General features: G+C 30.4%; 28 protein-coding genes. 16 read left to right on the top strand and 12 right to left on the bottom strand.

Features of this window, described 5'->3' with window-relative positions; all coding sequences use genetic code 11:
- Positions 1-14: 14 nt before the first annotated feature.
- Entirely contained in the window at positions 15-1073 is a 1059-nt protein-coding gene (aroB, locus tag Q4517_RS08630; RefSeq protein ID WP_303508123.1) for a 3-dehydroquinate synthase, read from the bottom strand.
- Between the two features lie 102 nt (positions 1074-1175).
- On the opposite strand from aroB, the gene Q4517_RS08625 reads away from it, so the two are divergent.
- The 11 genes from Q4517_RS08625 (at position 1176) to hisIE (ending at position 12169) form a co-directional block, all read left to right on the top strand.
- Positions 1176-2342, top strand: a complete 1167-nt coding sequence (locus tag Q4517_RS08625) for a proline dehydrogenase family protein (RefSeq protein ID WP_303508186.1) — start codon at positions 1176-1178, stop codon at positions 2340-2342.
- Positions 2342-2650: an LETM1 domain-containing protein gene (locus Q4517_RS08620; protein ID WP_303508122.1), complete on the top strand. Its 309-nt coding sequence runs from the start codon at positions 2342-2344 to the stop codon at positions 2648-2650. Before Q4517_RS08625 ends, Q4517_RS08620 begins: the two co-directional genes overlap by 1 nt.
- A 203-nt stretch (positions 2651-2853) precedes the next feature.
- Positions 2854-4623, top strand: coding sequence for a translational GTPase TypA (gene typA, locus Q4517_RS08615; RefSeq protein WP_303508121.1), 1770 nt, complete (start codon positions 2854-2856; stop codon positions 4621-4623).
- Positions 4624-4931: 308 nt separating this feature from the next.
- A complete protein-coding gene (gene hisG / locus Q4517_RS08610; RefSeq protein ID WP_303508120.1) occupies positions 4932-5789 on the top strand; it encodes an ATP phosphoribosyltransferase in 858 nt (285 codons plus the stop codon).
- 86 nt (positions 5790-5875) lie between these two features.
- Complete coding sequence (gene hisD, locus Q4517_RS08605; RefSeq protein WP_303508119.1) at positions 5876-7162, top strand: histidinol dehydrogenase; 1287 nt, start codon at positions 5876-5878, stop codon at positions 7160-7162.
- A gap of 64 nt (positions 7163-7226) precedes the next feature.
- Positions 7227-8291 carry a histidinol-phosphate transaminase gene (hisC, locus tag Q4517_RS08600; protein ID WP_303508118.1) on the top strand — a complete coding sequence of 355 codons (1065 nt, stop codon included), beginning with the start codon at positions 7227-7229 and terminating at the stop codon, positions 8289-8291.
- A 12-nt stretch (positions 8292-8303) separates the two neighbouring features.
- Positions 8304-9437 (top strand): bifunctional histidinol-phosphatase/imidazoleglycerol-phosphate dehydratase HisB, encoded by a 1134-nt coding sequence (gene hisB / locus Q4517_RS08595; RefSeq protein WP_303508117.1) that lies wholly within the window; start codon positions 8304-8306, stop codon positions 9435-9437.
- A gap of 84 nt (positions 9438-9521) precedes the next feature.
- A complete protein-coding gene (hisH, locus tag Q4517_RS08590) occupies positions 9522-10103 on the top strand; it encodes an imidazole glycerol phosphate synthase subunit HisH (RefSeq protein WP_303508116.1) in 582 nt (193 codons plus the stop codon).
- Positions 10104-10115: 12 nt separating this feature from the next.
- Positions 10116-10832, top strand: coding sequence for a 1-(5-phosphoribosyl)-5-[(5-phosphoribosylamino)methylideneamino]imidazole-4-carboxamide isomerase (hisA, locus tag Q4517_RS08585; RefSeq protein ID WP_303508115.1), 717 nt, complete (start codon positions 10116-10118; stop codon positions 10830-10832).
- Positions 10833-10835: 3 nt separating this feature from the next.
- The gene (gene hisF / locus Q4517_RS08580) at positions 10836-11588 is read left to right on the top strand and encodes an imidazole glycerol phosphate synthase subunit HisF (RefSeq protein WP_303508114.1); all 753 of its coding nucleotides are present in this window, start codon (positions 10836-10838) and stop codon (positions 11586-11588) included.
- The gene (hisIE, locus tag Q4517_RS08575) at positions 11585-12169 is read left to right on the top strand and encodes a bifunctional phosphoribosyl-AMP cyclohydrolase/phosphoribosyl-ATP diphosphatase HisIE (RefSeq protein WP_303508113.1); all 585 of its coding nucleotides are present in this window, start codon (positions 11585-11587) and stop codon (positions 12167-12169) included. The genes hisF and hisIE overlap by 4 nt, the downstream gene beginning before the upstream one ends.
- A 78-nt stretch (positions 12170-12247) precedes the next feature.
- Here the strand turns inward: hisIE and Q4517_RS08570 are convergent, their stop codons facing one another.
- Together Q4517_RS08570 and Q4517_RS08565 are read right to left on the bottom strand one after the other, a co-directional pair.
- Entirely contained in the window at positions 12248-12937 is a 690-nt protein-coding gene (locus Q4517_RS08570; RefSeq protein ID WP_303508184.1) for an amidohydrolase family protein, read from the bottom strand.
- An 87-nt stretch (positions 12938-13024) separates the two neighbouring features.
- Positions 13025-13531: an amidohydrolase family protein gene (locus Q4517_RS08565; RefSeq protein WP_303508112.1), complete on the bottom strand. Its 507-nt coding sequence runs from the start codon at positions 13529-13531 to the stop codon at positions 13025-13027.
- Positions 13532-13765: 234 nt separating this feature from the next.
- On the opposite strand from Q4517_RS08565, the gene Q4517_RS08560 reads away from it, so the two are divergent.
- From Q4517_RS08560 to Q4517_RS08545, 4 genes are all read left to right on the top strand, one after another.
- Positions 13766-14920, top strand: a complete 1155-nt coding sequence (locus Q4517_RS08560; RefSeq protein ID WP_303508111.1) for an SAM-dependent methyltransferase — start codon at positions 13766-13768, stop codon at positions 14918-14920.
- A 10-nt stretch (positions 14921-14930) separates the two neighbouring features.
- Entirely contained in the window at positions 14931-15500 is a 570-nt protein-coding gene (locus Q4517_RS08555; protein WP_303508110.1) for a Crp/Fnr family transcriptional regulator, read from the top strand.
- 77 nt (positions 15501-15577) lie between these two features.
- Entirely contained in the window at positions 15578-16252 is a 675-nt protein-coding gene (locus tag Q4517_RS08550) for a type 1 glutamine amidotransferase domain-containing protein (RefSeq protein WP_303508109.1), read from the top strand.
- 118 nt (positions 16253-16370) lie between these two features.
- Entirely contained in the window at positions 16371-17294 is a 924-nt protein-coding gene (locus tag Q4517_RS08545) for an EamA family transporter (RefSeq protein WP_303508108.1), read from the top strand.
- 52 nt (positions 17295-17346) lie between these two features.
- On the opposite strand, the gene Q4517_RS08540 is transcribed toward Q4517_RS08545, so the two are convergent.
- Positions 17347-18870, bottom strand: coding sequence for a hypothetical protein (locus Q4517_RS08540; protein ID WP_303508107.1), 1524 nt, complete (start codon positions 18868-18870; stop codon positions 17347-17349).
- A 150-nt stretch (positions 18871-19020) separates the two neighbouring features.
- On the opposite strand from Q4517_RS08540, the gene yiaA reads away from it, so the two are divergent.
- Positions 19021-19512 carry an inner membrane protein YiaA gene (gene yiaA, locus Q4517_RS08535; protein WP_303508106.1) on the top strand — a complete coding sequence of 164 codons (492 nt, stop codon included), beginning with the start codon at positions 19021-19023 and terminating at the stop codon, positions 19510-19512.
- Between the two features lie 71 nt (positions 19513-19583).
- On the opposite strand, the gene Q4517_RS08530 is transcribed toward yiaA, so the two are convergent.
- Genes Q4517_RS08530 through Q4517_RS08495 form a run of 8 tightly spaced genes read right to left on the bottom strand, consistent with a single transcriptional unit; the run spans position 19584 to position 26233 of the window.
- Entirely contained in the window at positions 19584-19982 is a 399-nt protein-coding gene (locus Q4517_RS08530; protein ID WP_303508105.1) for a hypothetical protein, read from the bottom strand.
- Positions 19983-20023: 41 nt separating this feature from the next.
- A complete protein-coding gene (locus Q4517_RS08525; protein WP_303508104.1) occupies positions 20024-20845 on the bottom strand; it encodes a DUF1853 family protein in 822 nt (273 codons plus the stop codon).
- A gap of 7 nt (positions 20846-20852) precedes the next feature.
- Complete coding sequence (locus tag Q4517_RS08520) at positions 20853-21356, bottom strand: OmpH family outer membrane protein (protein ID WP_303508103.1); 504 nt, start codon at positions 21354-21356, stop codon at positions 20853-20855.
- Between the two features lie 58 nt (positions 21357-21414).
- Positions 21415-22323, bottom strand: coding sequence for a tRNA (adenosine(37)-N6)-dimethylallyltransferase MiaA (miaA, locus tag Q4517_RS08515; RefSeq protein ID WP_303508102.1), 909 nt, complete (start codon positions 22321-22323; stop codon positions 21415-21417).
- A complete protein-coding gene (locus Q4517_RS08510) occupies positions 22324-23139 on the bottom strand; it encodes an ion transporter (RefSeq protein ID WP_303508101.1) in 816 nt (271 codons plus the stop codon). It lies immediately after the preceding gene.
- A 31-nt stretch (positions 23140-23170) separates the two neighbouring features.
- A complete protein-coding gene (locus Q4517_RS08505; protein WP_115901647.1) occupies positions 23171-24268 on the bottom strand; it encodes an exonuclease domain-containing protein in 1098 nt (365 codons plus the stop codon).
- Positions 24269-24301: 33 nt separating this feature from the next.
- Positions 24302-24970, bottom strand: a complete 669-nt coding sequence (locus Q4517_RS08500; protein WP_303508100.1) for a YggS family pyridoxal phosphate-dependent enzyme — start codon at positions 24968-24970, stop codon at positions 24302-24304.
- A 24-nt stretch (positions 24971-24994) separates the two neighbouring features.
- Positions 24995-26233 carry a DUF1015 domain-containing protein gene (locus tag Q4517_RS08495; protein WP_303508099.1) on the bottom strand — a complete coding sequence of 413 codons (1239 nt, stop codon included), beginning with the start codon at positions 26231-26233 and terminating at the stop codon, positions 24995-24997.

The raw sequence follows: 26233 nt of genomic DNA, 5'->3' as shown, positions 1-26233 counted from the left end.
GGGGTAAAAACTCTTTATGAATTATAAAACTGTAAACTCTCTTTGATTAACTCATCAGAAGCCTTAGCGTTAATTTTATAATCTTCATAATCGTTCAGGAGAACAAAGTTAATTTCTCCACCAACATTCTTTTTATCATGTTTCATCAATTCAAGAATTGGTTGAAAATCTTCTTCAGATAACGTAACTTTACCATATATTTTAATAATAGCTTCTTTTATTTCAGACACTTTATCTTCTGGGAAGTTTAAAACTTTTGAAGATAAGTAAGCTTCACAAACCATTCCAATAGCAATCGCCTCACCATGTGTTAAAGTTTCTTTTTCAGGGGCTTCTAAAAAATATGATTCTACACCATGACCAATAGTATGCCCCCAATTTAAAACCTTACGAATACCTTGTTCTTTAGGATCATCTAAAACAACTTCATTTTTAATTTCTATCGAACGATGAATCAAGTCAATAATATTAAGTTTATCGTTATCTTTAATTTCGTTAAATAATTGAATGTCGTGTGTCATTCCATATTTAATGATTTCCGCAGTACCAGAACGAATTTCTCTAGCGGTAACTGTATGTAAATATTCAGGATCAATAATAATTAATTCTGGGTTTGCAAATACACCAATTTGATTTTTTAAAACACCTAAATCAACACCTGTTTTACCACCAACAGAAGCATCTACCATACTCAACAAAGTAGTAGGAATATTTACAAAGTCAATTCCACGCTTAAATGTAGAAGCAACAAAACCACCCAAATCAGTAATTACACCACCACCTAAAGTAATTAATAAACTTTTCCTGTCAGCACCCAATTCAGTCATTACATTCCATACCCCCATACAAGTTTCCATGTTTTTATGAATCTCACCAGCATCAATTTGAATAACCTCTATTGGTTTATCTGTAGTAAATAACTGCATGAATAGAGGGTAACAACAATTTAAAGTATTGTCATCCACTAAAATAAAAACTGAAGAGTAGTTTTTACTAGAAATTAAAGAAGTTAATTCATTATAGCCTTTTTCATTAAAATGAATAGGGTATGTTGCTGCGTTAATTGTGGTCATAATAACAAAAAAATATAAGGCGAAATTAAATAGAAAAAATTAAAATATATCAGTCTACTCAATTATATTTGTCTCAACAAATAAAGATATAATATTACCTCGATAATGAGACTTTTTGATAATACAGAAACTGCTTTTAAATTAAAATCTGACTCAGAGTTAGAACGTGCATATTTTTTGTTTAAAATGATTCAGAGCCAACCGATGGTTCGAATAGGTACAGCGGTAACAAACTTTGCTTTAAAAGCACATTTACCAGTTGAAGGGTTAATTCGTTCAACAGTTTTTGATCATTTTTGTGGAGGAGTAAGTGAAGATGATTGCTTACCAAATATCGAAAAAATGTACGAGCAAGGTAACGTACATAGTATTTTAGATTATTCAGTAGAAGGTAAAGAAGATGAAACGCAGTTTGATGACGCTTTAAAAATGACGTTAAAAACGATTAATTTTGCTGAAGAAAAGCAATCCATTCCTTATGCTGTTTTTAAACCAACTGGTTTTGGTCGTTTTGCTTTATATCAAAAATTAACAGAAGGAAAAGAATTAACTTCAGAAGAAAAAGTAGAGTGGGATAGAGTTGTAGAACGTTTTCACATTGTGTGTAAAGCAGCAAAAATAAAAGATGTTCCGTTATTAATAGATGCAGAAGAAAGTTGGATGCAAGATGCGGCTGATGATTTAATTGAAGAATTAATGGAAATCTACAATAAAGAAAAAGCCATCGTTTTCAATACATTGCAAATGTACCGTCATGATCGTATGGAGTATCTTCGAAATTTACACAAAAGAGCACATCAAAAAGGATATCATATCGGAATGAAAGTTGTTCGTGGTGCTTATATGGAAAAAGAGCGAGAAAGAGCCAAAGAAAATGGTTATGAATCTCCTATTTGTGTAGATAAACAAGCAACTGACGACAATTATAACGAAGCTGTTCGTTATATGATGAATCACAAGAACATGGCAATTTTTGCAGGAACTCATAATGAAGAAAGCTCATACTTATTGATGGATTTAGCCAAAGAACACAATATTACAGCTAACGATAAGCGTATGTGGTTTGGTCAATTATATGGAATGAGTGATCATATTAGTTTTAATTTAGCTAAAGAAGGATATAATGTTGCAAAATACGTTCCTTTTGGACCCGTTCGTGATGTGATGCCATATTTAATACGTAGAGCAGAAGAAAATACTTCAGTTGCAGGACAAACTTCAAGAGAATTAAACTTACTTAAAACTGAAAAAGCACGTAGAAAGCTTTAATGAATACAGTTGATGAAATAAAAGAAGCTATCTATAAAAATAAAAAAAGATTAGCTAAAGAGCTCCAAGAAAGTAGGGAGCTTCTTTTTCTTGTGAGAAAATCTCTAACTACATCATTAACAGACGAAGAAAAGGCAAAAGTAAAAGAACAAACACTTGATATTTGTAAAGCAATTCCTGCCTTTACAGTGTTTATGCTGCCAGGAGGAGCATTACTTTTGCCTTTACTTATAAAATTAATTCCTGATATTTTACCAAGTGCTTTTAGAGCAGATGATGAGGAATTAGAAGAAAGTAAACCTGAATAATTTTTAGTTAGCTTTCAATAAATTAAGTTCTTTATCCAAACAAGATAGAAAGTTAAGACTCCCGAAGTTCATTTAAAGGATGAGAAAATCACATAAAATGATGTTTTTATAATGCTTTAAATGAAACATTACGAATTCATAAATAAAATTTCGTAAATCGTAAACAATAAAACACTACTTTTGCAGCTTCAAAATAAGCACGAATGCAATCAATAAGAAATATTGCTATTATAGCACACGTTGACCACGGAAAGACAACCTTGGTAGACAAAATTATAGATCAAGCTAAAATTTTAGATGAGCGTAAAGAACGTACTGATTTATTATTAGATAACAACGACTTAGAACGTGAACGTGGTATTACCATTTTATCTAAAAATGTATCAGTAAACTATAAAGGAGTTAAAATTAATGTAATTGATACTCCTGGGCACGCCGACTTTGGTGGTGAAGTAGAACGTGTATTAAAAATGGCAGATGGAGTTTTATTATTGGTTGATGCTTTTGAAGGACCAATGCCTCAAACACGTTTCGTATTAGGAAAAGCAATCGAATTAGGGTTAACTCCTATCGTAGTAGTAAATAAGGTAGACAAAGAAAACTGTACACCAGATTTAGTACATGAAAAAGTATTCGATTTAATGTTTGCTTTAGAAGCAAATGAAGATCAATTAGACTTTACAACTATTTATGGTTCAGCTAAAAATGGTTGGATGAGTACGGATTGGCAAGAGCCAAAAGAAGATATCATCGATTTATTAGATGCTGTTATCGAGACTATTCCTGAAGCACCTTACCGTGAAGGTTCTCCTCAAATGCAAATTACATCATTAGATTACTCTTCTTTTAAAGGAAGAATAGCTATTGGACGTGTATACCGTGGAGACTTAGAAAAGAACCAAGACTATATGCTTTGTAAAGCAGATGGATCGACGAAAAAAGTGCGAATCAAAGAGTTACACGTTTTTGAAGGAATGGGTAAAGCAGAGACTGATAAAGTACGTAGTGGAGATATTTGTGCTATTACTGGTATTGATGATTTTGAAATAGGTGATACAATCGCTGATTTAGAAAATCCAGAAGCTTTACCAAGAATTGAAGTGGATCAACCTACCATGAGTATGTTATTTACAATTAACAATTCTCCGTTCTTTGGTAAAGAAGGTAAATTTGTTACTTCTCGTCACTTACGTGATCGTTTATTTAAGGAGATGGAGAAGAATTTAGCGTTACGTGTTGATGAAACGGATACTGAAGATAAATTCAACGTTTTCGGGCGTGGAGTATTACACTTATCAGTATTGATAGAAACGATGCGTCGTGAAGGATATGAATTACAAGTAGGTCGTCCTCAAGTAATTTTAAAAGATATTGATGGCGTTAAGAGTGAACCATACGAAACATTATCAATTGATGTTCCAGAAGATGTAGCCTCTAAAGCAATTAACTTAGTTTCTTTACGTAAAGGAGACTTATTAGTAATGGAACCAAAAGGAGATTTACAACACTTAGAATTTACTATTCCATCTAGAGGATTAATTGGTTTACGTAATAAAATATTAACAGCAACTGCAGGTCAAGCAATTATAAACCATAGATTTAGCGAATACGGGCCATATAAAGGAGAGTTTGCTGAGGAATTAAAAGGAGCTATTATTTCTTCTGAAACAGGTAAAGCAACTGCTTATGCAATTGACCGTTTACAAGATAGAGGACGTTTCTTTATTGATCCTAACCAAGAGATTTACAAAGGTCAGGTAGTTGGAGAAAATTCAAAGTCAGATGATATGGCTGTTAACCTAATTAAAGGGAAAAAATTAACAAATGTACGTTCATCAGGAAACGATGATAGTGTTAAAATTGCTCCAAAAATCGATTTTTCTTTAGAAGAATGTATGGAGTATATTAGAGCTGATGAGTATTTAGAAGTAACTCCTGAAAGCTTACGTATGCGTAAAATTGATTTTAGATAATAGAATATTTCTAAAAGAAAATATAAGAAGAACCACCTAGTTTTAGGTGGTTTTTTATTTTTATTAAAAATAACTTGCATAATTAAAAATAAATAACAAATATTTGCAGTAACAAAATAAAAGACATGAGTTTTATTCAATTACATCATCATCATTTTCATATTTGCACTCAAGCGAACTGAAAATGTATTGAATAAAAACAAAATATATTTTAAACCCGTTTGAGTAAATCAAACGGGTTTTTTATTTCCAAGGCGCCAGGAAAAAATCTTCTCAAAACGATTTACTCAAACCCATTCAAAACTAAAATGAGTAAATTAAAAATAGCCATACAAAAATCAGGAAGACTCAACCAAGAGTCTCTACAAATTCTTAAAGACTGTGGAATTTCTATCGATAATGGTAAAGATCAATTAAAAGCTTCAGCAAACAATTTTCCATTAGAGGTTTTTTATCTAAGAAATGGAGATATTCCACAATATCTAAAAGATGGAGTTGTGGATGCAGCTATCATTGGTGAGAACTTACTAATTGAAAAAGGGGAAGAAATTCAATTTATTGAAAAATTAGGTTTTTCAAAATGTAAAGTATCCTTAGCAGTCCCAAAAAATGAAGAATATACAGGAATAAACTACTTTCAGAATAAAAAAATAGCAACTTCATATCCAAACACAGTTTTAAAATTTCTAGAAGAAAATAACATAAAATCACAATTACATATTATTAACGGTTCTGTAGAAATAGCCCCAAATATTGGTTTAGCAGACGGAATCTGTGATATTGTATCTAGTGGTTCAACTTTATTTAAAAACAACTTAAAAGAAGTAGAAGTTCTATTAAAATCGGAAGCTGTATTGGCAGTTTCACCTAAGATTCAAGAAAAACAACAAGCAATACTTAACAAATTACAATTTAGGCTTCAATCAGTATTAAAAGCAAGACAATCAAGATACGTGTTACTAAATGCTCCGAATGAAAAACTAGACAAAATCATTGATATTTTACCAGGAATGCGTAGCCCAACAGTACTTCCTTTAGCTGAAGAGGGGTGGAGTTCTGTACACTCAGTATTAAATAAAAATCAATTTTGGGAAATTATAGATGAATTAAAAAGCAATGGAGCTGAAGGTATTTTGGTGTGTCCAATAGAAAAAATGGTTATTTAATCACAGGGCGATAGTCAAGGATTTAATTCCCATATCTGTGCCGATTACAGAAGAAGGATGATAGTTAAAACAATAAAAATAAACAGATGAAAATTATAAAAAACCCAACAATAGAAACTTGGAATTCATTGTGTAAAAGAGCTACTTTAAGCGAAAACAGTTTACAAGAAACGGTACAAACAATATTAAATGATGTAAAGCTTAATAAAGATAAAGCCTTAAAAAAATATACACAATTATTTGATGGAGTGTTGTTAACCGAGTTAGAAGTTTCTAAAAAAGAGTTAGAAGAAGCACAAAACTTAGTTTCAGAAGAATTAAAATTAGCCATACAGTTAGCAAAATCTAATATTGAAACATTTCACAACTCTCAAAAGGAAGCACCTAAAAAAATAACAACTACAAAAGGTGTTACTTGTTGGAGAAAAAGTGTAGCAGTAGAAAAAATAGGTTTGTATATTCCAGGAGGTTCTGCACCGTTATTTTCTACGATTTTAATGTTAGGTATTCCAGCAAAAATTGCTGGTTGTAAAGAAATAGTACTATGTACGCCAACAAGTAAGGAAGGTAAAATTAACCCAGCTATTTTATACACTGCTTCTTTGGTAGGAGTAACTAAAATTTTTAAAATTGGAGGAGCTCAAGCTATTGGAGCGATGGCGAACGGAACAGAAACCGTTCCTCAAGTATATAAAATATTAGGACCAGGAAATCAGTTTGTAACCAAAGCAAAAGAACTGGTACAACAACAAGGGGTAGCTATTGATATGCCTGCAGGTCCGAGTGAAGTACTTGTAATTGCAGATGAAACATCAAACCCTGTTTTTGTAGCTTCCGATTTATTATCACAAGCAGAACACGGAGCAGATAGTCAAGCTATTTTAGCCACTACTTCTGGAAAAGTTGCTCAAAATGTTATAACAGAACTAAACAAACAAATAGAAGAATTGCCTAGAAAAGAATTAGCTAAAAAAGCAATAGGGAACAGTTTTGCAGTTGTTTTAAATTCTAAAGAAGAATGTATAGGTTTTAGTAATGAATATGCTCCAGAGCACTTAATTATAGCATCAGAAAAAGCTTCTGAATATATCGAAGGAATTGTAAATGCTGGTTCAGTATTCTTAGGGAATTACAGTTGTGAAAGTGCAGGTGATTATGCTAGTGGCACTAATCACACCTTGCCAACTAACGGTTATGCAAAAAACTATAGCGGAGTTTCGTTAGACAGTTTTGTAAAGAAAATTACTTTTCAAGAAGTATCTAAAGAAGGAATAGAAAATATAGGTGAAGCTATAGAATTAATGGCAGAAGCAGAAGGCTTACAAGCGCACAAAAATGCCATTACAGTCCGATTAAGCTCATTAAATAACTAAGCGTCATTTCGAACGTATGTGAGAAACCTTAACCTTATTGAGTAACACCTCAAAATAGTTAACAATGAAAAAAATAAACTTAAATAAGATAGTACGCACAAACATTCAACAATTAAAAGCTTATTCTTCTGCTAGAGATGAATTTAAAGGTGTTGCTGAAGTGTATCTAGATGCCAATGAGAATCCATTTGGTGTTTTGAATCGCTATCCAGATCCGCAACAAATAGCAATTAAAAAACGATTGTCTGAGGTTAAAGATGTAAATGAGAATCAAATTTTTATAGGAAATGGAAGTGATGAAGTAATCGATTTAGCATTTAGAATATTTTGTAATCCGGGGAAAGACAAAGCCTTAACTTTTACACCCTCTTATGGAATGTATAATGTTTCCGCAGCTATTAATGATATTGAATTGATTGAATTAGCTTTAAATCAAGATTTTCAGATAAATATAGGTGCTTTAGAACCTTACTTAGAAGATGAAAATTTAAAAATAATATTCATTTGTTCACCAAATAACCCAACAGGTAACTGTTTTGAAGATGAAACAATTGAGTTTATTCTTAGTAAATTTAAAGGAATTGTAATTATTGATGAAGCTTATATTGATTTTAGCTCTAAAGAATCTTTTATAAATCAATTAAAAAATTACCCTAATTTAATTATAAGTCAAACCTTCAGTAAGGCTTGGGGATTAGCAGGTGTTAGAGTTGGAGCAGCGTATGCTGGTAAAGAAATCATTGATATATACAACAAAGTGAAGCCACCCTACAATATCAGTGCTTTAAATCAAGAAGCTGTGCTTAATAAGCTAGATAACTTAGCACAGTTTGAGATTGAGAAAAATATCATTCTCAATGAAAAGGAAAAACTAGAAAAACAGCTGCAAGAAATTGAATTAGTAAAAAAGATATATCTTTCTGAAGCTAATTTTATACTAATTGAGGTTACAAACGCTAATAAATTGTATAACTCGTTAGTAGCTCAAAAAATTATAACTAGAAACAGGAATAGTTTGGTAAATAATTGCATACGAATTACGGTAGGAAGTGAGAAAGAAAACAAAAAATTAATGGCAGCATTAGAGGAATTGAGTGTTACACCTGATGAAGTTGAAAATTCATTTTAAATTTAAAAAACGATGAAAAAAATATTATTTATAGATAGAGATGGTACCTTAATTAAAGAACCAGCAGATGAACAAACAGATTCGTTTGAGAAATTACAATTCTACCCAAAGGTTTTTCAAGGATTGAGTAAAATAGCCAAAGAACTCGACTTTGAATTAGTGTTAGTCACGAACCAAGATGGATTAGGAACGGAAGTATATCCAGAAAATACGTTTTGGCCAGTACATAACTTTGTGATGAATACCTTAAAAGAAGAAGGTATTGAGTTCGTAGAAGAAATCATTGACAGAACTTTTGCTAAAGACAACCAACCTACGAGAAAACCAAAAACAGGTTTATTGACAAAATATTTTTCTAAAGAGTACGATTTGAAAAACTCTTTTGTGATTGGTGACCGTTTAACCGATATAGAACTTGCTAAAAACTTGGGAGCTCAAGGAATTTACATCAATGATGAAACGAATTTAGGAACTGATGAAATTACTGTAAAAAGAGAGGAACTAGATGGTTTTATAGCTTTAGAGAGTAACAATTGGAACACGATTTATGAGTTTTTAAAGTTGGAAGAACGTTCTGCTTCTATTGAAAGAAATACCAATGAAACTCAAATAAAAATAGAAGTAAATTTAGATGGAAAAGGGAAAAGTACGATTGATACGGGTATTGCTTTTTTCGATCATATGTTAGATCAAATAGCACGTCATGGTCAAATGGATTTGAACATCCAAGTAACAGGTGATTTAGACGTAGATGAACACCACACCATTGAAGATACAGCGATAGCATTAGGAGAAGTATTTTATAAAGCATTGGGAAATAAACTAGGGATTGAACGTTATGGGTTTTGTTTACCTATGGATGATTGCTTAGCACAAATAGCCATTGATTTTGGTGGAAGAAACTGGTTAGTTTGGGAGGCAAATTTTAAACGAGAAATGATAGGGAAAATGCCAACAGAAATGTTTTTCCACTTTTTTAAATCGTTTACCGATGGTGCTAAATGTAATTTGAATATCAAAGCAGAAGGAACAAATGAACATCACAAAATAGAAGCCATTTTTAAAGCTTTTGCCAAAGCTATAAAAGTGGCTATAAAAAGAGATGTTGACAAAATGATTTTACCATCAACAAAAGGAGTTCTATAATTAATTACGAATTAAAAATTATGAATTACTCAATAATCTGAGAAAATAATTTGTAATTAAAAATTCATTACTCATAATTAAAACATGATAGCTATTATAAAATACAATGCTGGAAATATACGATCGGTACAAAATGCGCTAACTCGCTTGGGATACGAAAGTATTATAACTGATAATCCAGAAGAAATACAATTGGCAGATAAAGTAATATTTCCTGGGGTTGGAGAAGCAAGTTCAGCAATGCAATACTTAAAAGAAAGAAATATTGATGAGTTAATTGTTTCCCTAAAACAACCTGTACTAGGAATTTGTCTAGGATTACAGTTAATGTGTCAATCTTCTGAAGAAGGAGGTACCGAATGTTTAGGTATTTTTGATACGTGTACAAAACAATTTCCTCCAAAAGAAAAAGTCCCACATATGGGATGGAATAACTTTTCTGAATTAAAATCATCTGAACTGTTTACAAACATAGCTTTAGAAGACGATGTATACTATGTTCATGGATATTATGCAGAAGTATCTAAAAACACACTGGCAATCTGCGATTATATTCTTCCGTTCAGTACCGTTATGCAGAAAGATAATTTTTATGCGATGCAATTTCATCCAGAAAAATCAGCAGATGTTGGAGAGCAGTTATTGAAGAATTTTTTAGAGTTATAAAAAGAAATTAAAATGAGAATTATACCCGCAATAGATATTATAGAAGGAAAATGTGTTCGCTTGACTAAGGGCGATTATGATACCAAAAAAATATATAATGAAAGTCCGTTAGAAGTAGCTAAAGAATTTGAGGCAAACGGAATAGAATACTTACATGTTGTTGATTTAGATGGCGCAAAATCTAGTCGAATTATAAATCACAAAGTATTAGAACAAATAGCAACGAAAACGAATTTAAAAATTGATTTTGGAGGAGGTCTAAAGTCAAGTGAAGATGCTCGAATTGCATTTGAAAGTGGTGCAAACCAAATAACAGGAGGAAGCATAGCTGTAAAAAATCCAGATACATTTATTGGATGGCTTACTAAATATGGAAAGGGTAAAATAATTTTGGGAGCTGATTGTAAAGATAGAAAAATTGCGACTAATGGTTGGTTACAAACCTCAGAAGTTGATGTTATTGATTTTATAAATGAATATGAAGAAATAGGCATTACTAACACTATTTGTACCGATGTAACTAAAGACGGAATGTTACAAGGTGCATCTTTAGATTTATATTTAGAAATTTTAAGCAAAACCTCAGTGAATTTAATAGCAAGTGGAGGAGTAGCCAATATCAATGACTTACATCGATTAAAAGAAATTGGTTGTGAAGGAGCCATTGTAGGTAAAGCCATTTATGAAGGAAATATAAGTTTAAAAGAATTACAAGAGTTTATAAGCTAAGACATGTTAAAGAAAAGAATTATTCCATGTTTGGATATAAAAAATGGAAGAACGGTTAAAGGGGTCAATTTTATAGATATTAAAGATGCTGGAGATCCAGTAGAATTAGCAAAACAATATGTAAAACAAGGAGCGGATGAATTAGTGTTTTTAGATATTACAGCTACTTTAGAAAATAGAAAAACCTTAGTTACATTAGTAAAAACAATTGCACGAGAGATTAATATTCCATTTACTGTTGGAGGCGGAATCAGTACTGTAGAAGATGCCGTAGCTTTAATCCAAGCAGGGGCAGATAAAGTAAGTATTAATTCTTCTGCAGTTAAAAATCTGCAATTAATAACCGATTTAAAAAACCGATTCGGAAGTCAGTTTGTTGTGGTTGCCATTGATACTAAAAATGTAAATGGTAATTGGAAAGTATTTACCAAAGGAGGCACTTTTGAAACCGAATTAGAAACTGTGAGTTGGGCAAAAGAGGTAGAAAAATTAGGAGCTGGTGAAATTTTATTAACCTCTATGAATAGTGATGGTACCAAAAACGGATTTGATATTGAAGTAACTAACACGGTAAGCAAAACTGTAAATATTCCTGTAATAGCTTCAGGAGGAGCAGGAAAGGTAGAGCACTTTATAGAAGTTTTTACAAAAACAGAAGCCAGTGCAGGATTGGCTGCTAGTATCTTTCACTTTGGTGAAATACCGGTACCTGTACTAAAAAACGAATTAAAAAAACAAAACATAGCTATACGATGAATATAGATTTTTCAAAAGGAAATGGATTGGTTCCAGTAGTAATACAAAATAATACCACATTGCAAGTACTAATGTTAGGGTATATGAATAAAGAAGCCTTTACTAAAACGCAAAAAGAAGGAAAAGTTACTTTTTATAGCCGAAGTAAAAATAGACTTTGGACAAAAGGTGAGGAATCAGGAAACTTTTTATGGGTAAAAGATATTGAGGTAGATTGTGATAATGATACTTTGTTGATTAAAGCTACTCCCGAAGGACCTACTTGTCATAAAGGAACAACTTCTTGCTTTGGTGAGGAAACACCTAAAGGTTTTTTGTATTCATTAGAAAGTATCATTTCTGACAGAATAGATAATAATGTTGAAACGTCTTATACTAATAAACTCTACAAAAGAGGAATTAACAAAGTGGCTCAAAAAGTAGGAGAGGAGGCTGTAGAAGTAGTTATTGAAGCGAAAGACAACAATGATGAATTATTTAAAAACGAGGCTGCCGATTTATTATATCACTATTTAATCTTACTAAAAGCTAAAGGTTTTACGATTACTGATATTGAAAAAGTTTTAAAAAGTAGAAATTGATTAAGTTGGTTAGTATATTACAAACCAGGTATAAGAACTATATCTGGTTTGTAATATTATATATCATTACTTATAGAACTATAACTCCTTCCTGTTTTTCCATTGAAATTTTTCTTTGTTGGCATCATTCCAATTAGCTACCTTTTCAAGTATAGTATCGATTTTAGTTTTATCAAGCCATTTTCCATCAACAAACATACCAGATATAGTACGAGTGTTATTAATATCTGTTAAAGGATTTTTATCTAGTAAAATTAAATCAGCAAATTTCCCTGTTTCAATAGTCCCTATCTTATCACCGATTTCTAGCCATTCAGCAGGTAAACTTGTTGCAGAAGCTAAGGCTTCCTCATTTGTTAATCCAGCATCTACTAATAACTCTAATTCATCATGAAGAGAAAAGCCCCAAACGATTCCAGAAATACCGGCATCTGTTCCTGCAAGCATAGGCACACCTTCTTCTTTAAAAGCTTTTACAATCTGTGCATGAAAATCTTTTTGTTTATTGTAGAATTCAATTAATTTGGGAGAAGCTCCATAATAACGATTCGAGTTTAACCACTTACTTTTCATAAGAGGATGTACATACTTTAAACTTGGTAAGTTTTGAATACTTTCTAATGATTCAGCCTGTTTTGAAATCCAGTCCATGTTTGATAAGTTCGGAATTAACCAAGTATTATTTTCTTTGGCTAAACGAGCAAATTCTTGCGCTTTTTCATAACTATAATTCTTCGTCTGTTTCGATAATTCTTCGGCATGTGCTATGAGTCCGAAATGTGGTATAAATAAATATTCAGCAGGTTTTCCTTCAAAAGCTGTAGGAATGTGCCCAACAACTTTTATATCCTGTTTTTAAGCTTCATCAATAACAGCTTTAAAAGTTTTTTCGTTTAACCAGGTATAAATCTTTATAAATCTATATCCTAAACCTTTGGCATTTCTAACCGATTGTCGTCCTTCTAAAGGAGTTGTGGCTTTAATTTCATTTCCTTCTCCATCAATTACAGCGGCTATTGCCATACGTGGGCCAATAACACTTTTTTCCATTATTTTATCTCTTTGTGCGAAGTGCCCAAGCCTTCCACTTAATTCAAATACTGTAGTAACTCCGTTTGCTATGTATGGAATCATTAAGTTCTGTGTGTTAAAGTTAACTGTAGAACCTCTAGTTGCATATCCTTGAGAAAAACTACCATTGCTCAGCGTATGTACGTGCATATCAATTAGCCCTGGAATAAGCCATTTATCTTTCCCATGAATAATTGTTGCTTCAGAAGAAATAGAATCATTTATAGACTTTATTTTGTTATTGTGAATTACTACTGTTGCGTTTTCAATAACGTTATTATTTTCTGTCATCGGTATTACATTGACGTTTTTTATAACGTATGTATTACTATCTTTTTTAGTTTCCGGTTTGCTGTTTTTTGCACAGTTAAGTAATAAAAATGATATTATTAAGAGTAATAATAAAGTGCTAATTTTTAGGTGTTTCATGAAGCTTAGTTTTCTTGTAAACGTCTTAGAATAAAAAATGTTACAGATGATAAGAAATGAAAGGATTATTAATAATTGATTGTCTATTTTTGTAGTATGAAAGAAGCCTTACATCAATTGTTTATCGAGTTTCAAAACAGCATACAAAAAAATAATTTTGTAAAATTAACTTTAAGTAAACCAATTCGTAAAAGTGATGAATTATCGAATGTATACGTTCGCCAGATAACGTTGAAAGGAGACGTTTGTTTTCAGTTTTTATATCGATATAAAACAAATGATCAAACAAAAAACTATTCGTTTGAAGAAAGTATTGAAGAGCTTACCGATTTACTTTCAGAAAAGTTTAGAGCGACAACATTGTTTACGCTAGAAAATGATTTGTTGGTGTTTATTTCTAAAAAGAAAAAAATAAGTTATAAAACTACACAGCCTAGTTTTAAGAATAAATTACCTGAAACCCACGATAAGCCTAAAGAAAAAAGAGCTGAAAATAGCGAATATTTATATCATTTAGGAGTAACGGATAAAGAAGGAAAAGTAATTCCTAAAATGGCGGATAAATACCGCCAAATTAATAAGTATTTAGAAATTATTGAAGCTCAAATACAATCAGTTAAATTACCTAAGCATATCAATATTGTAGATATGGGCTCAGGAAAAGGCTATTTAACTTTTGCTTTGTACGATTACTTGGTCAATCAAAAAGGATATACTGCCAGTGTAACAGGTATTGAGTTACGCCAGAGTTTAGTTGATTATTGTAATGATATTGCCAAAAATTGTGATTTTAAAGGATTGCTTTTTGTAGCACAACCAATTCAGGAGTACGATAACAATAAAATAGATATTTTAATTGCTTTACATGCTTGTGATACGGCGACCGATGATGCTATTTACAAAGGTTTGGTTTCAAAAGCAGAATTGATTGTTTGCGCTCCGTGTTGTCATAAACAAATCCGCCAGCAAGTAAAAGGAAAAGAGCAGGAGAGTCCCTTATTAAAATATGGAATTTTTAAGGAACGTCAGTTTGAAATGGTTACCGATACCATTCGTGCTTTAATTTTAGAGAAAAACAATTATACTACCAAGGTTTTTGAGTTTATAAGCAATGAGCACACGCGTAAAAATGTAATGCTAATTGGTGCTAAATCATCTAAAAAAGTAGATAAAAAACGTATTGAAGCTAAAATTTCAGATTTAAAAGAAGCTTATCAAATTGAGCAACACTATTTAGAAGGGTTGCTATAATGTTTTTATAATGATTACATCTGTTAGTAATGTATTTAAAAATCTTCAGCTAGAAAATGAAGAGTTAAAAGTAGTTGAGAGTATTTTTTCGGAGGTAACGTATAAAAAAGGCGATACCATATTACAAACGAATGAAAAAGTATACTACCAATATTATGTAGTAAAAGGTTGTTTACGAACTTTTTTTTTGGATACTAAAGGAAAAGAGCATACGATACAATTTGCTATTAACGACTGGTGGATTAGTGATTACATAGGTTATTTTTCTGAATCAGAATCTGTACTTTCTATTGAGTGTATTACAAATGCTACTGTGTTAAAAGTGGCTAAGAAGGATTTGGATAATACCTATGAAAAAGTACCCAAAATAGAACATTTTTTTAGAAAAAAGTTAGAACGTTCAACAGTACGATTTCAAAAAAGAATTTTAAACAACTTAGTATTATCAGCTAAAGAAAGGTATCATTTATTTTTACAAACCTACCCAAATATAGAGCAGCAAATTAAAAATTACCATTTAGCATCGTACCTAGGAATAACAACAGAAAGTTTAAGTAGAATACGAAAAGAAGCTTTATAAAGGTCTTTATTACCATACATCAATTTTTTTTCACCTTTCATATACTAATTTTGAGGTAACTTAAAAATAGAAATAATATGAAAAAAGTAGTATTTGTACTTACTAGTCATGAAGAACTAGGAAATACAGGAGAAAAAACAGGATTTTGGATTGAAGAATTTGCCGCACCTTATTATTTGTTAAAGGATAAAGGAGTGGAAGTAACTTTAGCATCTCCAAAAGGAGGACAACCACCAATTGATCCAAAAAGTAACGAACCAGATTTTCAAACACCAGCTACACATCGTTTTAATAAAGATGAAGAACTTCAAGCTGTATTAGCAAACACAATGAAATTGAGTGAAGTTAAAGAAGGTGATTATGATGCAATTTTTTACCCTGGAGGACATGGACCTTTATGGGATTTAGCTGAAAACAAAGATTCTGTTGCTTTAATAGAAGCTTTTTATACAAATAATAAGCCAGTAGGAGCTGTTTGTCATGCGCCTATTGTATTAAAAGACGCTAAATTTAATAGAGAGTCTTTGGTGAAAGGTAAAAAAGTAACTGGTTTTTCTAATACAGAAGAAGATGCAGTGCAATTAACTTCAATTGTACCGTTTTTAGTAGAAGATGAATTAAAAAATAAGGGAGGAATCTATAGTAAAGCAGGAGATTGGGAAGAGTACGTAATTGAAGATGGAAATTTAATCACCGGACAAAACCCAGCATCATCAGAATTAGTAGCTGAAAAAATATTAGCTAAAATATAATTATCAATAATAACTTTTTTAGAAAAATCGGTTAAGAATATTTTAACCGATTTTTTTCTTTTTCAAGAACAAGCAAAAAGGTTTTATCGTACTTTTAGCTTATTAGAATACAGATAAAATGAAAAAATCTAAACCACTAATTATAGCTGCTTTTATTGCCATTTATATCATTTGGGGATCAACTTATTTACTAAATAAAATTGTTGTTACCGAGGTTTCTCCTCTATTATTAGCAGCTATTCGATTCTCTATATCGGGAGTGTTAATTATGTTAATTGCTAAGCTTTTAAAAAGATCGATTAAAGTAACTAAGAAACAACTTTTAAACTCTGCGATAGCAGGTTTCCTCTTTTTAGTATATGGAAATGGAATGTTTGTTTGGGCATTAAAGTTTGTAGATAGTGGTTTTGGGGCTTTATTAGCTGCAACACAGCCTTTATTCGTTTTATTACTACTACGTTTAATTGATGGAAAAAAGATGCAACGACAATCAATTATTGGAGTTATTTTGGGAATCATAGGAATGTACTTGTTGGTAAGTCAAAATGAAATAACTACTTCAAAAGATATGCTAATAGGAATCTTTATGATTTTTTCATGCGTATTAAGTTGGAGTTACGGTAGTGTTTTTGTGGCCAAAGCTACGCTTCCTAAAAACTTTTTTGTAAGTACAGGTTATCAAATGCTTTTTGCAGGATTTTTTCTCTTTATAGGCTCATTGTTATTAAAAGAAACTTGGTCTTCTCCGATAGATTGGTCCTTTAAAGCGCAAGGAGCTATGTTTTTATTAATTGTCTTTGGAAGTATTGTTGCTTTTACATCTTTTAATTATTTATTAAAAATTGTTCCAACAGAAAAAGTATCAACATCAGCGTATGTAAATCCAGTTGTAGCCTTATTTTTAGGGTGGTATTTTTTAGATGAAACCTTAACAACACAATCGGTAATAGCATCTATTGTATTATTATCAGGAGTTTATTTTATTACATCAAGAAAACGAATATCTAAACTTAAAGTAACCAGTAAACCACAAAAAGTATAAGAAGTTTAACTTTATATTCTTAAAGAAAGAGTTGTTCTCTAATATTAAAAAATTAAATTTTTTGGTGTGGCCTTTGAAGTTGTACTTCTTTTATTAAAGCTGTAGTAACGTCATAAATAGGTTGTTTAGTCATTTTACTTTTTAACCAAGCATAGAAACTCATTACAAAAATATCTTCTTGTTTAGCTCCAATAAAAACAAATGAATTCTCTACTAAATTGAAAAAATCAGAAGTAGTTACTATGTCTGGGTTTTTATAATACTGCTCAACTAATTTTAAAAACGTGATTACTCTTTCTTGATTAATATCTAATAAAAACTGAATATGTTTTCGTTTAAAACTTAATAATCTAGATTCAAATAAATCTATATTTTGTAATTCTAAATGTAATAGAATTTCAATTAAACTCTTTTTTACAGTCCATTCAATTCCAGCTTTATCGATATACCATTGATCTGAGTGATTCAATTTAGTGTATAGTTGTAAAGCTTTCTTAAACTCATTGCTCTGAAAATAAAAAGTAATTAAACTTAATTTTATTTCTAGCATAGTTTTTACATCAGAGTGTTTCTTTTTTAAAACTGTTTCTAGGAGTTTAATAGCTGTCTTTTGATTGTTAGTGTAGTTATAATTTAATGCTGAGAGCAATATGTAATTCAAATAAAAACTATTAAAATACTTTTTTTTATTCTGTAACATATAAGAATGCATACTATTTAAATACTCTAATGATTCTTTGAATTTTTTATTTCTAAAAAGAGTATTAGCAATTAAATACAAAACCCTAATATGATAGAAAACCTGTTTTTCTTTTCCTTTTTTTTCATTCAGTAGACGATAAGTATCGGTTAAAAAGACCTCAGTTCTTAAATAATCTTTATGTATAAAAGCTGAAATATTAACGATAGAAATCAGTTGATAAAGAGATTTAAAAGATAAATCTTGTTTTATGTTAATTTGATGCTCTTTAAAGAGCATATTAATTAGTGATTGAAAATCTAAACTATGTTTATGTGTACTTGTTTTTAATGTATGCCTAACTTTTGCATATATAATGTTTAGTTCTTCTTCTAAAAAAAGATTCCTTTGATTTTCTTTGAAGTAAACAACGGTTTCATTAAAATTGATAGTATGAATAGTATGTGCATACTGAATTTTGGTATGATATATTTCATTTAAAATAGGAAAGAGTTGATATTCCTTTGCAATTACTTCTGCTTTATCTAAAATTTTATAAGCTGCTTTGTTGTTTTTATAAAGTAAAAAATCTCTAGCAGCTAAAATATACTTAATCAAAAGCATATCTACTGAATTTTCTCCTTGGATTTTATTATTGGCTATAAAATCAATTAATGATTCATACAAACGTTGCTTAAGCGTATAAAAAGCTTCTTTTTTTTGAGCACCGTATAATTCTTCGCAAATAAGCTTTGTAGAAGTTTCTCCTTTTTGAGCTATTTTAAACAATTGAATGTTTTTGGTATCTACTCTTTTGTTCCTTTTTTCTAAAAATAACATAAAACGTTGCTGTTCTTCTATAGAAAAAGAAGAGATTATACTGTGAAGTTGATTCATTTAATCGTTATGTATAATTGTATTTTTAGTAGTAAATATAGTTATTATTAAATTTAAAATATAAATTATATCGTTAGTTTTTTATTGATAATGTTTTTCTTAATCATTCAAAATGAAGCATTTTTGAAGCATAATTAAAAACTAAAAGTTATGAATAATCAATCAGAATGGTCATTAGATCAAAACAAGAAAACAAAGAAAGAAAAAAAGAAAACATTAAAAGGATACAACCAAAAGCCAACTTCAGCCTACATTGGTGCATCATGGGTAGCATTATTAATAGGTATTTCTTCTTATTGTATTGGTTTATGGAATGTAGAAATGGAACTTAATGAAAAAGGTTATTATTTTACGGTTTTATTATTCGCGTTATTCTCAGTAATATCTGTTCAAAAATCTGTTAGAGATAGGTTAGAAGGAATAAAAGTAACAGAGATTTATTATAGTATTAGTTGGTTTACAACTATTGCTTCCATCGTTTTACTCGTAGTTGGATTATGGAATGCAAACTTATTATTAAGTGAAAAAGGATTTTATGCAATGTCTTTTTCTTTAAGTGTTTATGCAGCAATTTCTGTACAAAAAAATACTAGAGATATAGAGTATATAAATAAAACAGAAGAAAAAGAAGATAGCGAATAGTCTTAATTTACAATAAAATAGAACGCTTAGAAAATCATTTCTAAGCGTTCTATTTTATTAAAAGTTAAAAACTATGTTCCTTCACCTGGTAAGTTAATTACCAATTCTCCCACCTCGTGCCTTATTACAATGATTCCTTTTCTAGCACCTAATTGTGTTGGAGTAAAAATAACATCAAAGTAAGTGTTTTTTGTAATACTTGTACCTATTGATAAACCACTAATATGAAAGTCTTCATAATGTTGACCTTCAACTTTTATTCCAGTTACTCTTATATCTAAATCACATTCATTTATCATTTCAATTTCTATATAGTTACTTGTATAGATTTTAGCTTTTAATTTATAATTATCATCTTCAAAAGCTATGTCGACATCAATACAGGAGGGTATGTCTTCTTCAACTTCAAAACAAGATGTAAATGTGATTAAAGTGAATAGGAGTAAAAAAGAGAATTTGAAAAATTTCATAGTTTTTTAGTCAGTAAATTTAATTAGGGATTTGAAATACACTAATTATTCCACCAAACTACAAAAAACTTAAAAAGTTCGCCGTTTGGTTTTTTTAGCCAACAAAGAGGAGCGTTTTCTTCATTTAAAAATTGTGAAAGTTTATTTTGAAAGGTTTCAAAAGTTAACCAGTCAATATTTGAATGTGGATTTACTAACCAGTTATGTTTATTGGGAATGTAGAATTTACAGTCGGAAAATTGTGGTAATTCTTTCAGATAGATATAAAAACCATAAATACACTCATTATTAATCTGCTTGAAGTTTTTACCAAAGTTTCTTAAAGGAACAAATAATTGTGCTTTAAAATATACTTGTTGTACTATTTCATCAACATTTAATTTTAATTCATCTAGGTAACTTTTAGTATAATGGGAGTAGAGTAGAGGTAATTGTTTTTCTTGAAGTTTGGTTAATTTTTGTATAAGAGAATCTCGTCTATTTGGTCCAATCCAATGTTCAATTTCAGAATTTCCAACAGAAGCATCATATAAATAGAATTTATAAATAATTTCTAAGTGAATTGGGTTTTCGTTTTTCAAGAGTAAACAATCTAACTCACCAACAGTTATCTTTTCTCGTTGAATTTGAATGTTTTCAGCAAGGATTGATACAGTTTTATCTTGACTTAGTTCAAGAGAAACAAAACGTTCCACCAATTTACCCAAACGTAGTTTCTGTGTGATTTCTTGATTAAAAGAAGTTGTTTGGGTAGTTAAAGTAGGGTATTGCTCTAAATCAAAAACACCTTTTCCATACCATAGAAAAGGTGTTTTAAAAAATCCTTCGTACTGTAATTGTAAATCTTTTTGTTTTTGATACATAAAAGAATTACTCTTTAATTCCTAGTTTATCTAATACTAATTGAGTGATATCAAAGCGTTCATCGATGTATCCAAATTCGTTTCCAGTCGTAGTTAAAATTTGAGTATATCCGTTTGCTTTAGCCACTTCAGCAATTACTTCTCTTAGCTTTTTATATAAAGGTCGTAAACTCTGCTCTCTTTGTACTTGCATCATAGTAGTTCCATTTTGACGAAATTTTCCCATTTCTTGTTCAAGGGTTCTTAATTCTTGAATTCTAGTTTTCTTATCCTCTTCCGTCATTAGCTTTTCTTCAGCCTTAAAAGAATCTACTTTAGTTTTGTATTCTGTAGCTTTTATTTGAAAACTAGAGTCTAGTTTTTTACCGTAGTTTTCTACTCGTTGTAAAACTCCTTTCATTTGTGGCATTTTACCAATGATTAACTCGCTGTTTACCGTTCCAACCTTGGTTTGAGCATTTGAAAATCCAATAAAAAATAAAGCAAGTATAAAAGTGATTTTTAGTTTCATGTATTTCTGTTTTTTGACAAATATAAAAAAGTGATTTTTTTAGTGTTCTTAAAAAGCGTTAAAGTTTATTTTCAATAGTTTTTATAATATTTTGAACATCTTCTTGAAAATCAAACCATAAAATGTTTGAATCTTTACGAAACCATGTTCCTTGTCGTTTGGCAAACCTTCTTGAGTTCTTCTTAATTTCCTCAATAGCGAATTCTTTAGTAAAGTTACCTTCAAAATATTCAAATAATTCTCTGTATCCTACCGTTTGTAGTGCGTTTAGGTTTTTATGAGGATGTAGCTTTTCAGCTTCTTCTATCAAACCTTTTTCAATCATAATATATACGCGACGATTAATACGGTCGTACATAATTTCTCTATCTGCCGTTAATCCTATTTTGATGGATTGAAAATTACGAGGAGTTTTTGGTTTGTTTTTAAAAGAACTATATGTTTTTTGGGTGCCAATACAAATTTCTAAAGCACGGATTAATCGATGTGGGTTATCAATAGCAATCGTATTATAAGCTTCAATATCAAATTCTTTTAATCTCTTTTGAAGATATTCTATTCCTTTATGCTCTAATTCGGTAGTTAAATCAATTCTTATTTGTGGATTTACATGAGGAAAATAATCTAAACCTTTTAAAACAGCATCTACATATAAACCACTTCCACCTACCATGATTTGGATAGGTTTTTTGGTGAACAATTCTTCTAGTTTAGCCAATGCGTCTTTTTCAAACTGACCTACTGAATAATCTTCAAAAACACTTCTATTTTGGATAAAGTGATGCGGTGCAGCTGCTAGCTCTTCAGAGTCAGGGACAGCAGTTCCTATAGTCATCTCTTTATAAAATTGACGAGAATCACACGAAATAATATCACATTTAAAGTGTTGTGCTAATTTAATACTAAGTGCTGTTTTACCAATAGCCGTAGCTCCAACAATTGTAATCAACGTATTTTTTTGTGACATTTAGTTCAGTTTTGTTCCGCAATGATAACAAAATTCTGCTTCATCTTTATGTCCTTCATATGAGCAATTTGGGCAGGATTGTGTATTTAGGTGTACTTTCTTTTTAGTCATTTCAGAACTTACTATTCCTGTAGGAATTGCAATAATAGCATACCCAATAATTACGGTAATACTCGCAATAAACTGCCCTAAAGCGGTTTGAGGAGCAATATCTCCATAACCAACGGTGGTAAGTGTTACTATTGACCAATAAATACTTCTAGGAATACTCGTAAAACCATTATCTGCACCTTCAATAAAATACATTATTGAGCCTAAAATTATACAGATAATTAATACGAAATAAAGGAATACTCCAATTTTAGCTTTACTAGCGTTTAATGCTTTTATTAATTGATTTGACTCACCAATATATCTAGATACTTTTAAAATTCTAAAAACTCTTAATAGGCGTAATGCTCTCAAGGCTATTAAACTACTATGGGTACCAACAAAAAAGAAGGTTAAGTACATAGGGATAGTAGACAGTAAGTCTATAATACCGTAAAAACTGAAAATATATTTTGTTGGCTTTTTTATTGAAATAATTCGAAGGATGTATTCAATGGAAAAAAAGAAAGTAATGATCCATTCAGAAATATATAAGAAATCATGATGCTTATTATCAAAGCTTTCTACACTTTCAAGCATTACTAATATAATACTTGCTAAAATTGAAAATAATAAAACGATATCAAATAGTTTACCAGCAGGGGTATCTGCTTCATAGATTACTTCATGTAATTTATTTTTCCAATTAAGTGTTTTTTTATCCAAAAGATCAGATTTTTAACGTTTTACAGCAATATTATAAATTATTTTCAACTTGTAATCGTACTATTTTAGACACTTTATTTTTTAGTAAATAGTTTTTAATTATTGTTTTAGCCAACTCTTTGTTTTCAATAGGAGTTAGCATAGATTTTAAAATAGGTATTTGGTTTTCTTGAAAAGCAAGATTGGTATAGGTATATCCTACAACTTCGTTTTTTTCAATTAAAATTACAGCATGCTCTTCAGGTGTTCTGCCTTTATCAATAATAAGCATATCATCGTGATTAAAATTCTTATCTGTAATTTTTCTTTTTCTTATGATGTTATATTTAGGTCTTAATTTTTCAAGCTCTAAATGGTATTTTAAACGAGTAAAAAGCATATTTCCTGTTTCTTCATAAGAAACTTTGGTTACTCTTTTTATTACTTTTAAAGCTTTTCTGGTTTCTTTTAAAAAGAGCTTGTTTGTTTCTTGTTTAACATTTTTACCTCTACCAATAAAAATGATAGTTCCCTCATTATTATGTACATAAAATATACCTTCCTTTTCAGGTAAACTATCTAATATTCTTTGAAAACGAAATTTTTCGTGTCTATTGTCAAAATACTTTATAGATTGTTGAATAATTTTTTTCTCAACATCTTTATCTATTAACAGTTTGAATAGTTGTATAGTGGCTAATGCATCGCCCGTTGCTCTATGGCGATCAGACATTGGGATTCCCAAGAATTTACATAATTTACCAAGGCTATGAGATGGTGACTCAGGAATTAGTTTTTTGCTTAAACTAACTGTACAAAGTGTATTTCGTTTGTATGCATACCCTAATCGGTCAAATTCGGTACGAAGAATACGGTAATCAAAATTAGCATTGTGTGCTACAATAAAACAATCTTGAGTTATTTCAACAATTCTTTTCGCTATTTCATAAAATTTAGGTGCATTTCGCAACATTTTGTTATTAATACCAGTAAGTTTTACAACAAATTCTTGAATTTCCTTTTCTGGATTTACTAAACTAATGAATTGATCTACAATTTGATGTCCATCATATTTATAGATAGCAATTTCTGTAATTCCTTCTTCGTTATATTTTCCTCCAGTAGTTTCAATGTCTAAAATAGCGTACAAATCTCTCCCTTTTTTAAGCTGACTTATGTAAATCTAAGCAATATAATTTCTAACTCCAAAAATAGAGCTTCCTATTCGTACCATAGTACTACCATTTTTAATGGCTAATTTATAATCCCCACTCATTCCCATTGAAAGGATTGATAAATCTGAGTATTTTTCCTGATTCTTATTGAAGAAACTAGCTAATGATGAAAATTCATCTTGCAATTGCTTTTGGTTGTCTGTAAAGGTAGCCATACCCATTAGGCCTACAATTTTTACATTTTCTAACTCTTTGAATTCATCTGAAGCTAAAATATCTTCAATATCAGTAAATGGTAACCCAAACTTGGTGTCTTCTTTAGCAATTCGAGCTTGTAACAAACAATTGATAACTCTATTATGCTTTTTAGCTTGTTTGTTTATTTCTTTCAATGTTTTGAAGCTGTCTACCCCATGAATTAAATCAACAAAATGGGCCATATACTTTACCTTATTACGTTGTAAATGACCAATCATATGCCATTTTATGTCTTTAGGTAATTCATCGTATTTAGCTACCATTTCTTGAGTTTTATTTTCACCAAATACCCGTTGACCAGCATCATAGGCTTCTTGTAAATCAGTGATAGGTTTGGTTTTAGAAACAGCAACTAATGTTACGCTTTCTGGTAGTGTTGATTTTATTTTTTGAAGATTTTCCTTAATTCCTGTAATCATAATAATTGTGTGTCAAACATTGAACTAAAACTCATAAATAGTTAAAGCACTTCTTAATTTTGGTTCTATGTACGTAGTTTTTGGTGGCATCATTAAACCAGCATCAACAATGGTTTTTAGTTCTTGAATATTAGTAGGTAACATTCCAAAAGAAACTTTAAACTCTCCGCTATCTACCTTTGTTTTTAGTTCCAATCCGTCAGATTTATCTTGAGAATATACAATTTTAGAAGCATTTCTAATATCATTTATTCCTAAAATGGGCTCTAAAACAGTTGTATATAAAATATAAGCATCTAATTCACTCAAACAATCGGTAAATTCATAAGCTGACTTACGTAAGTATAATGCGTAAAATTCTCCATTCAAATACATACTAAAATGATGCTTCTCTTTAGGTCTGTATAATTCTTGTCCACGGTTTTCAATTCTAAAATAAGTATCTAACTCCATTAAAAGTCCTTCAGGAGTTAATCCATTTAAGTCTTTGATGAACCTATTAAACTCGTAAATTTTTAGCTGACTCTCTGGTAACAGATAACTCATAAAAAAGTTATAATCTTCTTTTCCTGTATGTTCAGGGTTGCTTTTAGCTAAACCTTGAGCTAATAAACAAGAAGATGTTGAGCGATGATGTCCATCAGCAATATATAGCGTATTAACCTCTTTAAAAGCTTTTGCTATCTGTTCCACATCATTTTTATCGTGTATAACCCATAAAAAATGTAAGTCTTTATCCGATGTTGAAAACTCGTACTCAGCTCTATCTTTCTGATATTTTTCTATGATTGAATTAATCACATCATTATCAGGGTAGGTGAGTAGTACAGGTTCTGCATTAAAGCCTGTGTTTTTTAGGTAATTTTCAAATAATAATTCACGTTCTTTTAGAGTGTCTTCGTGCTTTTTAATTACTTCATTATTATAATCTTCAACAGAAGTAGCTGCAATTATCCCACAGAAGTTATCATTAGGTGTTCTTTTTTGATAAACATAATAAGCAGGAGCTTCATCTTGTTTAAAAACCTTGTTTTCTTTGAATTCTAAGTAGCGATTATGTACCAATTTAAAACGCTGTTCTCCTGTTATATCTTGTTTGTGATATTTATAACCTGGGTTGATTACATGTAAAAAAGTATACGGATTAAAATCAAGTTTAGCTCCGATTTCTGCAGGTGTATAAATTTCATAAGATTTAGAAGATACTAAAGCAACTTTATCACGTGTAGCTCTAACAGCTTTAAATGGTTTTACAATAGCCAT

Origin of the sequence: Tenacibaculum sp. 1_MG-2023, from assembly GCF_030547425.1 — a bacterium.
Taxonomy (GTDB): Bacteria; Bacteroidota; Bacteroidia; order Flavobacteriales; family Flavobacteriaceae; genus Polaribacter.
The sequence above is the reverse complement of the archived record's forward strand: the minus strand, read 5'-3'. Positions and strand labels throughout refer to the sequence as shown.

What these genes read in the sequence shown, in the direction of transcription:
- hisG (WP_303508120.1), top strand. Translation starts at nt 4,932, where the DNA reads ATGAGTAAATTAAAAATAGCCATACAAAAATCAGGAAGACTCAACCAA.
- typA (WP_303508121.1), top strand. Translation starts at nt 2,854, where the DNA reads ATGCAATCAATAAGAAATATTGCTATTATAGCACACGTTGACCACGGA.
- aroB (WP_303508123.1), bottom strand. Translation starts at nt 1,073, where the DNA reads ATGACCACAATTAACGCAGCAACATACCCTATTCATTTTAATGAAAAA.
- Q4517_RS08530 (WP_303508105.1), bottom strand. Translation starts at nt 19,982, where the DNA reads ATGAAATTTTTCAAATTCTCTTTTTTACTCCTATTCACTTTAATCACA.
- Q4517_RS08525 (WP_303508104.1), bottom strand. Translation starts at nt 20,845, where the DNA reads ATGTATCAAAAACAAAAAGATTTACAATTACAGTACGAAGGATTTTTT.
- hisD (WP_303508119.1), top strand. Translation starts at nt 5,876, where the DNA reads ATGAAAATTATAAAAAACCCAACAATAGAAACTTGGAATTCATTGTGT.
- Q4517_RS08565 (WP_303508112.1), bottom strand. Translation starts at nt 13,531, where the DNA reads ATGACAGAAAATAATAACGTTATTGAAAACGCAACAGTAGTAATTCAC.
- Q4517_RS08545 (WP_303508108.1), top strand. Translation starts at nt 16,371, where the DNA reads ATGAAAAAATCTAAACCACTAATTATAGCTGCTTTTATTGCCATTTAT.
- hisH (WP_303508116.1), top strand. Translation starts at nt 9,522, where the DNA reads ATGATAGCTATTATAAAATACAATGCTGGAAATATACGATCGGTACAA.
- Q4517_RS08560 (WP_303508111.1), top strand. Translation starts at nt 13,766, where the DNA reads ATGAAAGAAGCCTTACATCAATTGTTTATCGAGTTTCAAAACAGCATA.
- hisC (WP_303508118.1), top strand. Translation starts at nt 7,227, where the DNA reads ATGAAAAAAATAAACTTAAATAAGATAGTACGCACAAACATTCAACAA.
- hisF (WP_303508114.1), top strand. Translation starts at nt 10,836, where the DNA reads ATGTTAAAGAAAAGAATTATTCCATGTTTGGATATAAAAAATGGAAGA.
- yiaA (WP_303508106.1), top strand. Translation starts at nt 19,021, where the DNA reads ATGAATAATCAATCAGAATGGTCATTAGATCAAAACAAGAAAACAAAG.
- hisB (WP_303508117.1), top strand. Translation starts at nt 8,304, where the DNA reads ATGAAAAAAATATTATTTATAGATAGAGATGGTACCTTAATTAAAGAA.
- hisIE (WP_303508113.1), top strand. Translation starts at nt 11,585, where the DNA reads ATGAATATAGATTTTTCAAAAGGAAATGGATTGGTTCCAGTAGTAATA.
- Q4517_RS08495 (WP_303508099.1), bottom strand. Translation starts at nt 26,233, where the DNA reads ATGGCTATTGTAAAACCATTTAAAGCTGTTAGAGCTACACGTGATAAA.
- Q4517_RS08500 (WP_303508100.1), bottom strand. Translation starts at nt 24,970, where the DNA reads ATGATTACAGGAATTAAGGAAAATCTTCAAAAAATAAAATCAACACTA.
- miaA (WP_303508102.1), bottom strand. Translation starts at nt 22,323, where the DNA reads ATGTCACAAAAAAATACGTTGATTACAATTGTTGGAGCTACGGCTATT.
- Q4517_RS08520 (WP_303508103.1), bottom strand. Translation starts at nt 21,356, where the DNA reads ATGAAACTAAAAATCACTTTTATACTTGCTTTATTTTTTATTGGATTT.
- hisA (WP_303508115.1), top strand. Translation starts at nt 10,116, where the DNA reads ATGAGAATTATACCCGCAATAGATATTATAGAAGGAAAATGTGTTCGC.
- Q4517_RS08620 (WP_303508122.1), top strand. Translation starts at nt 2,342, where the DNA reads ATGAATACAGTTGATGAAATAAAAGAAGCTATCTATAAAAATAAAAAA.
- Q4517_RS08550 (WP_303508109.1), top strand. Translation starts at nt 15,578, where the DNA reads ATGAAAAAAGTAGTATTTGTACTTACTAGTCATGAAGAACTAGGAAAT.
- Q4517_RS08555 (WP_303508110.1), top strand. Translation starts at nt 14,931, where the DNA reads ATGATTACATCTGTTAGTAATGTATTTAAAAATCTTCAGCTAGAAAAT.
- Q4517_RS08540 (WP_303508107.1), bottom strand. Translation starts at nt 18,870, where the DNA reads ATGAATCAACTTCACAGTATAATCTCTTCTTTTTCTATAGAAGAACAG.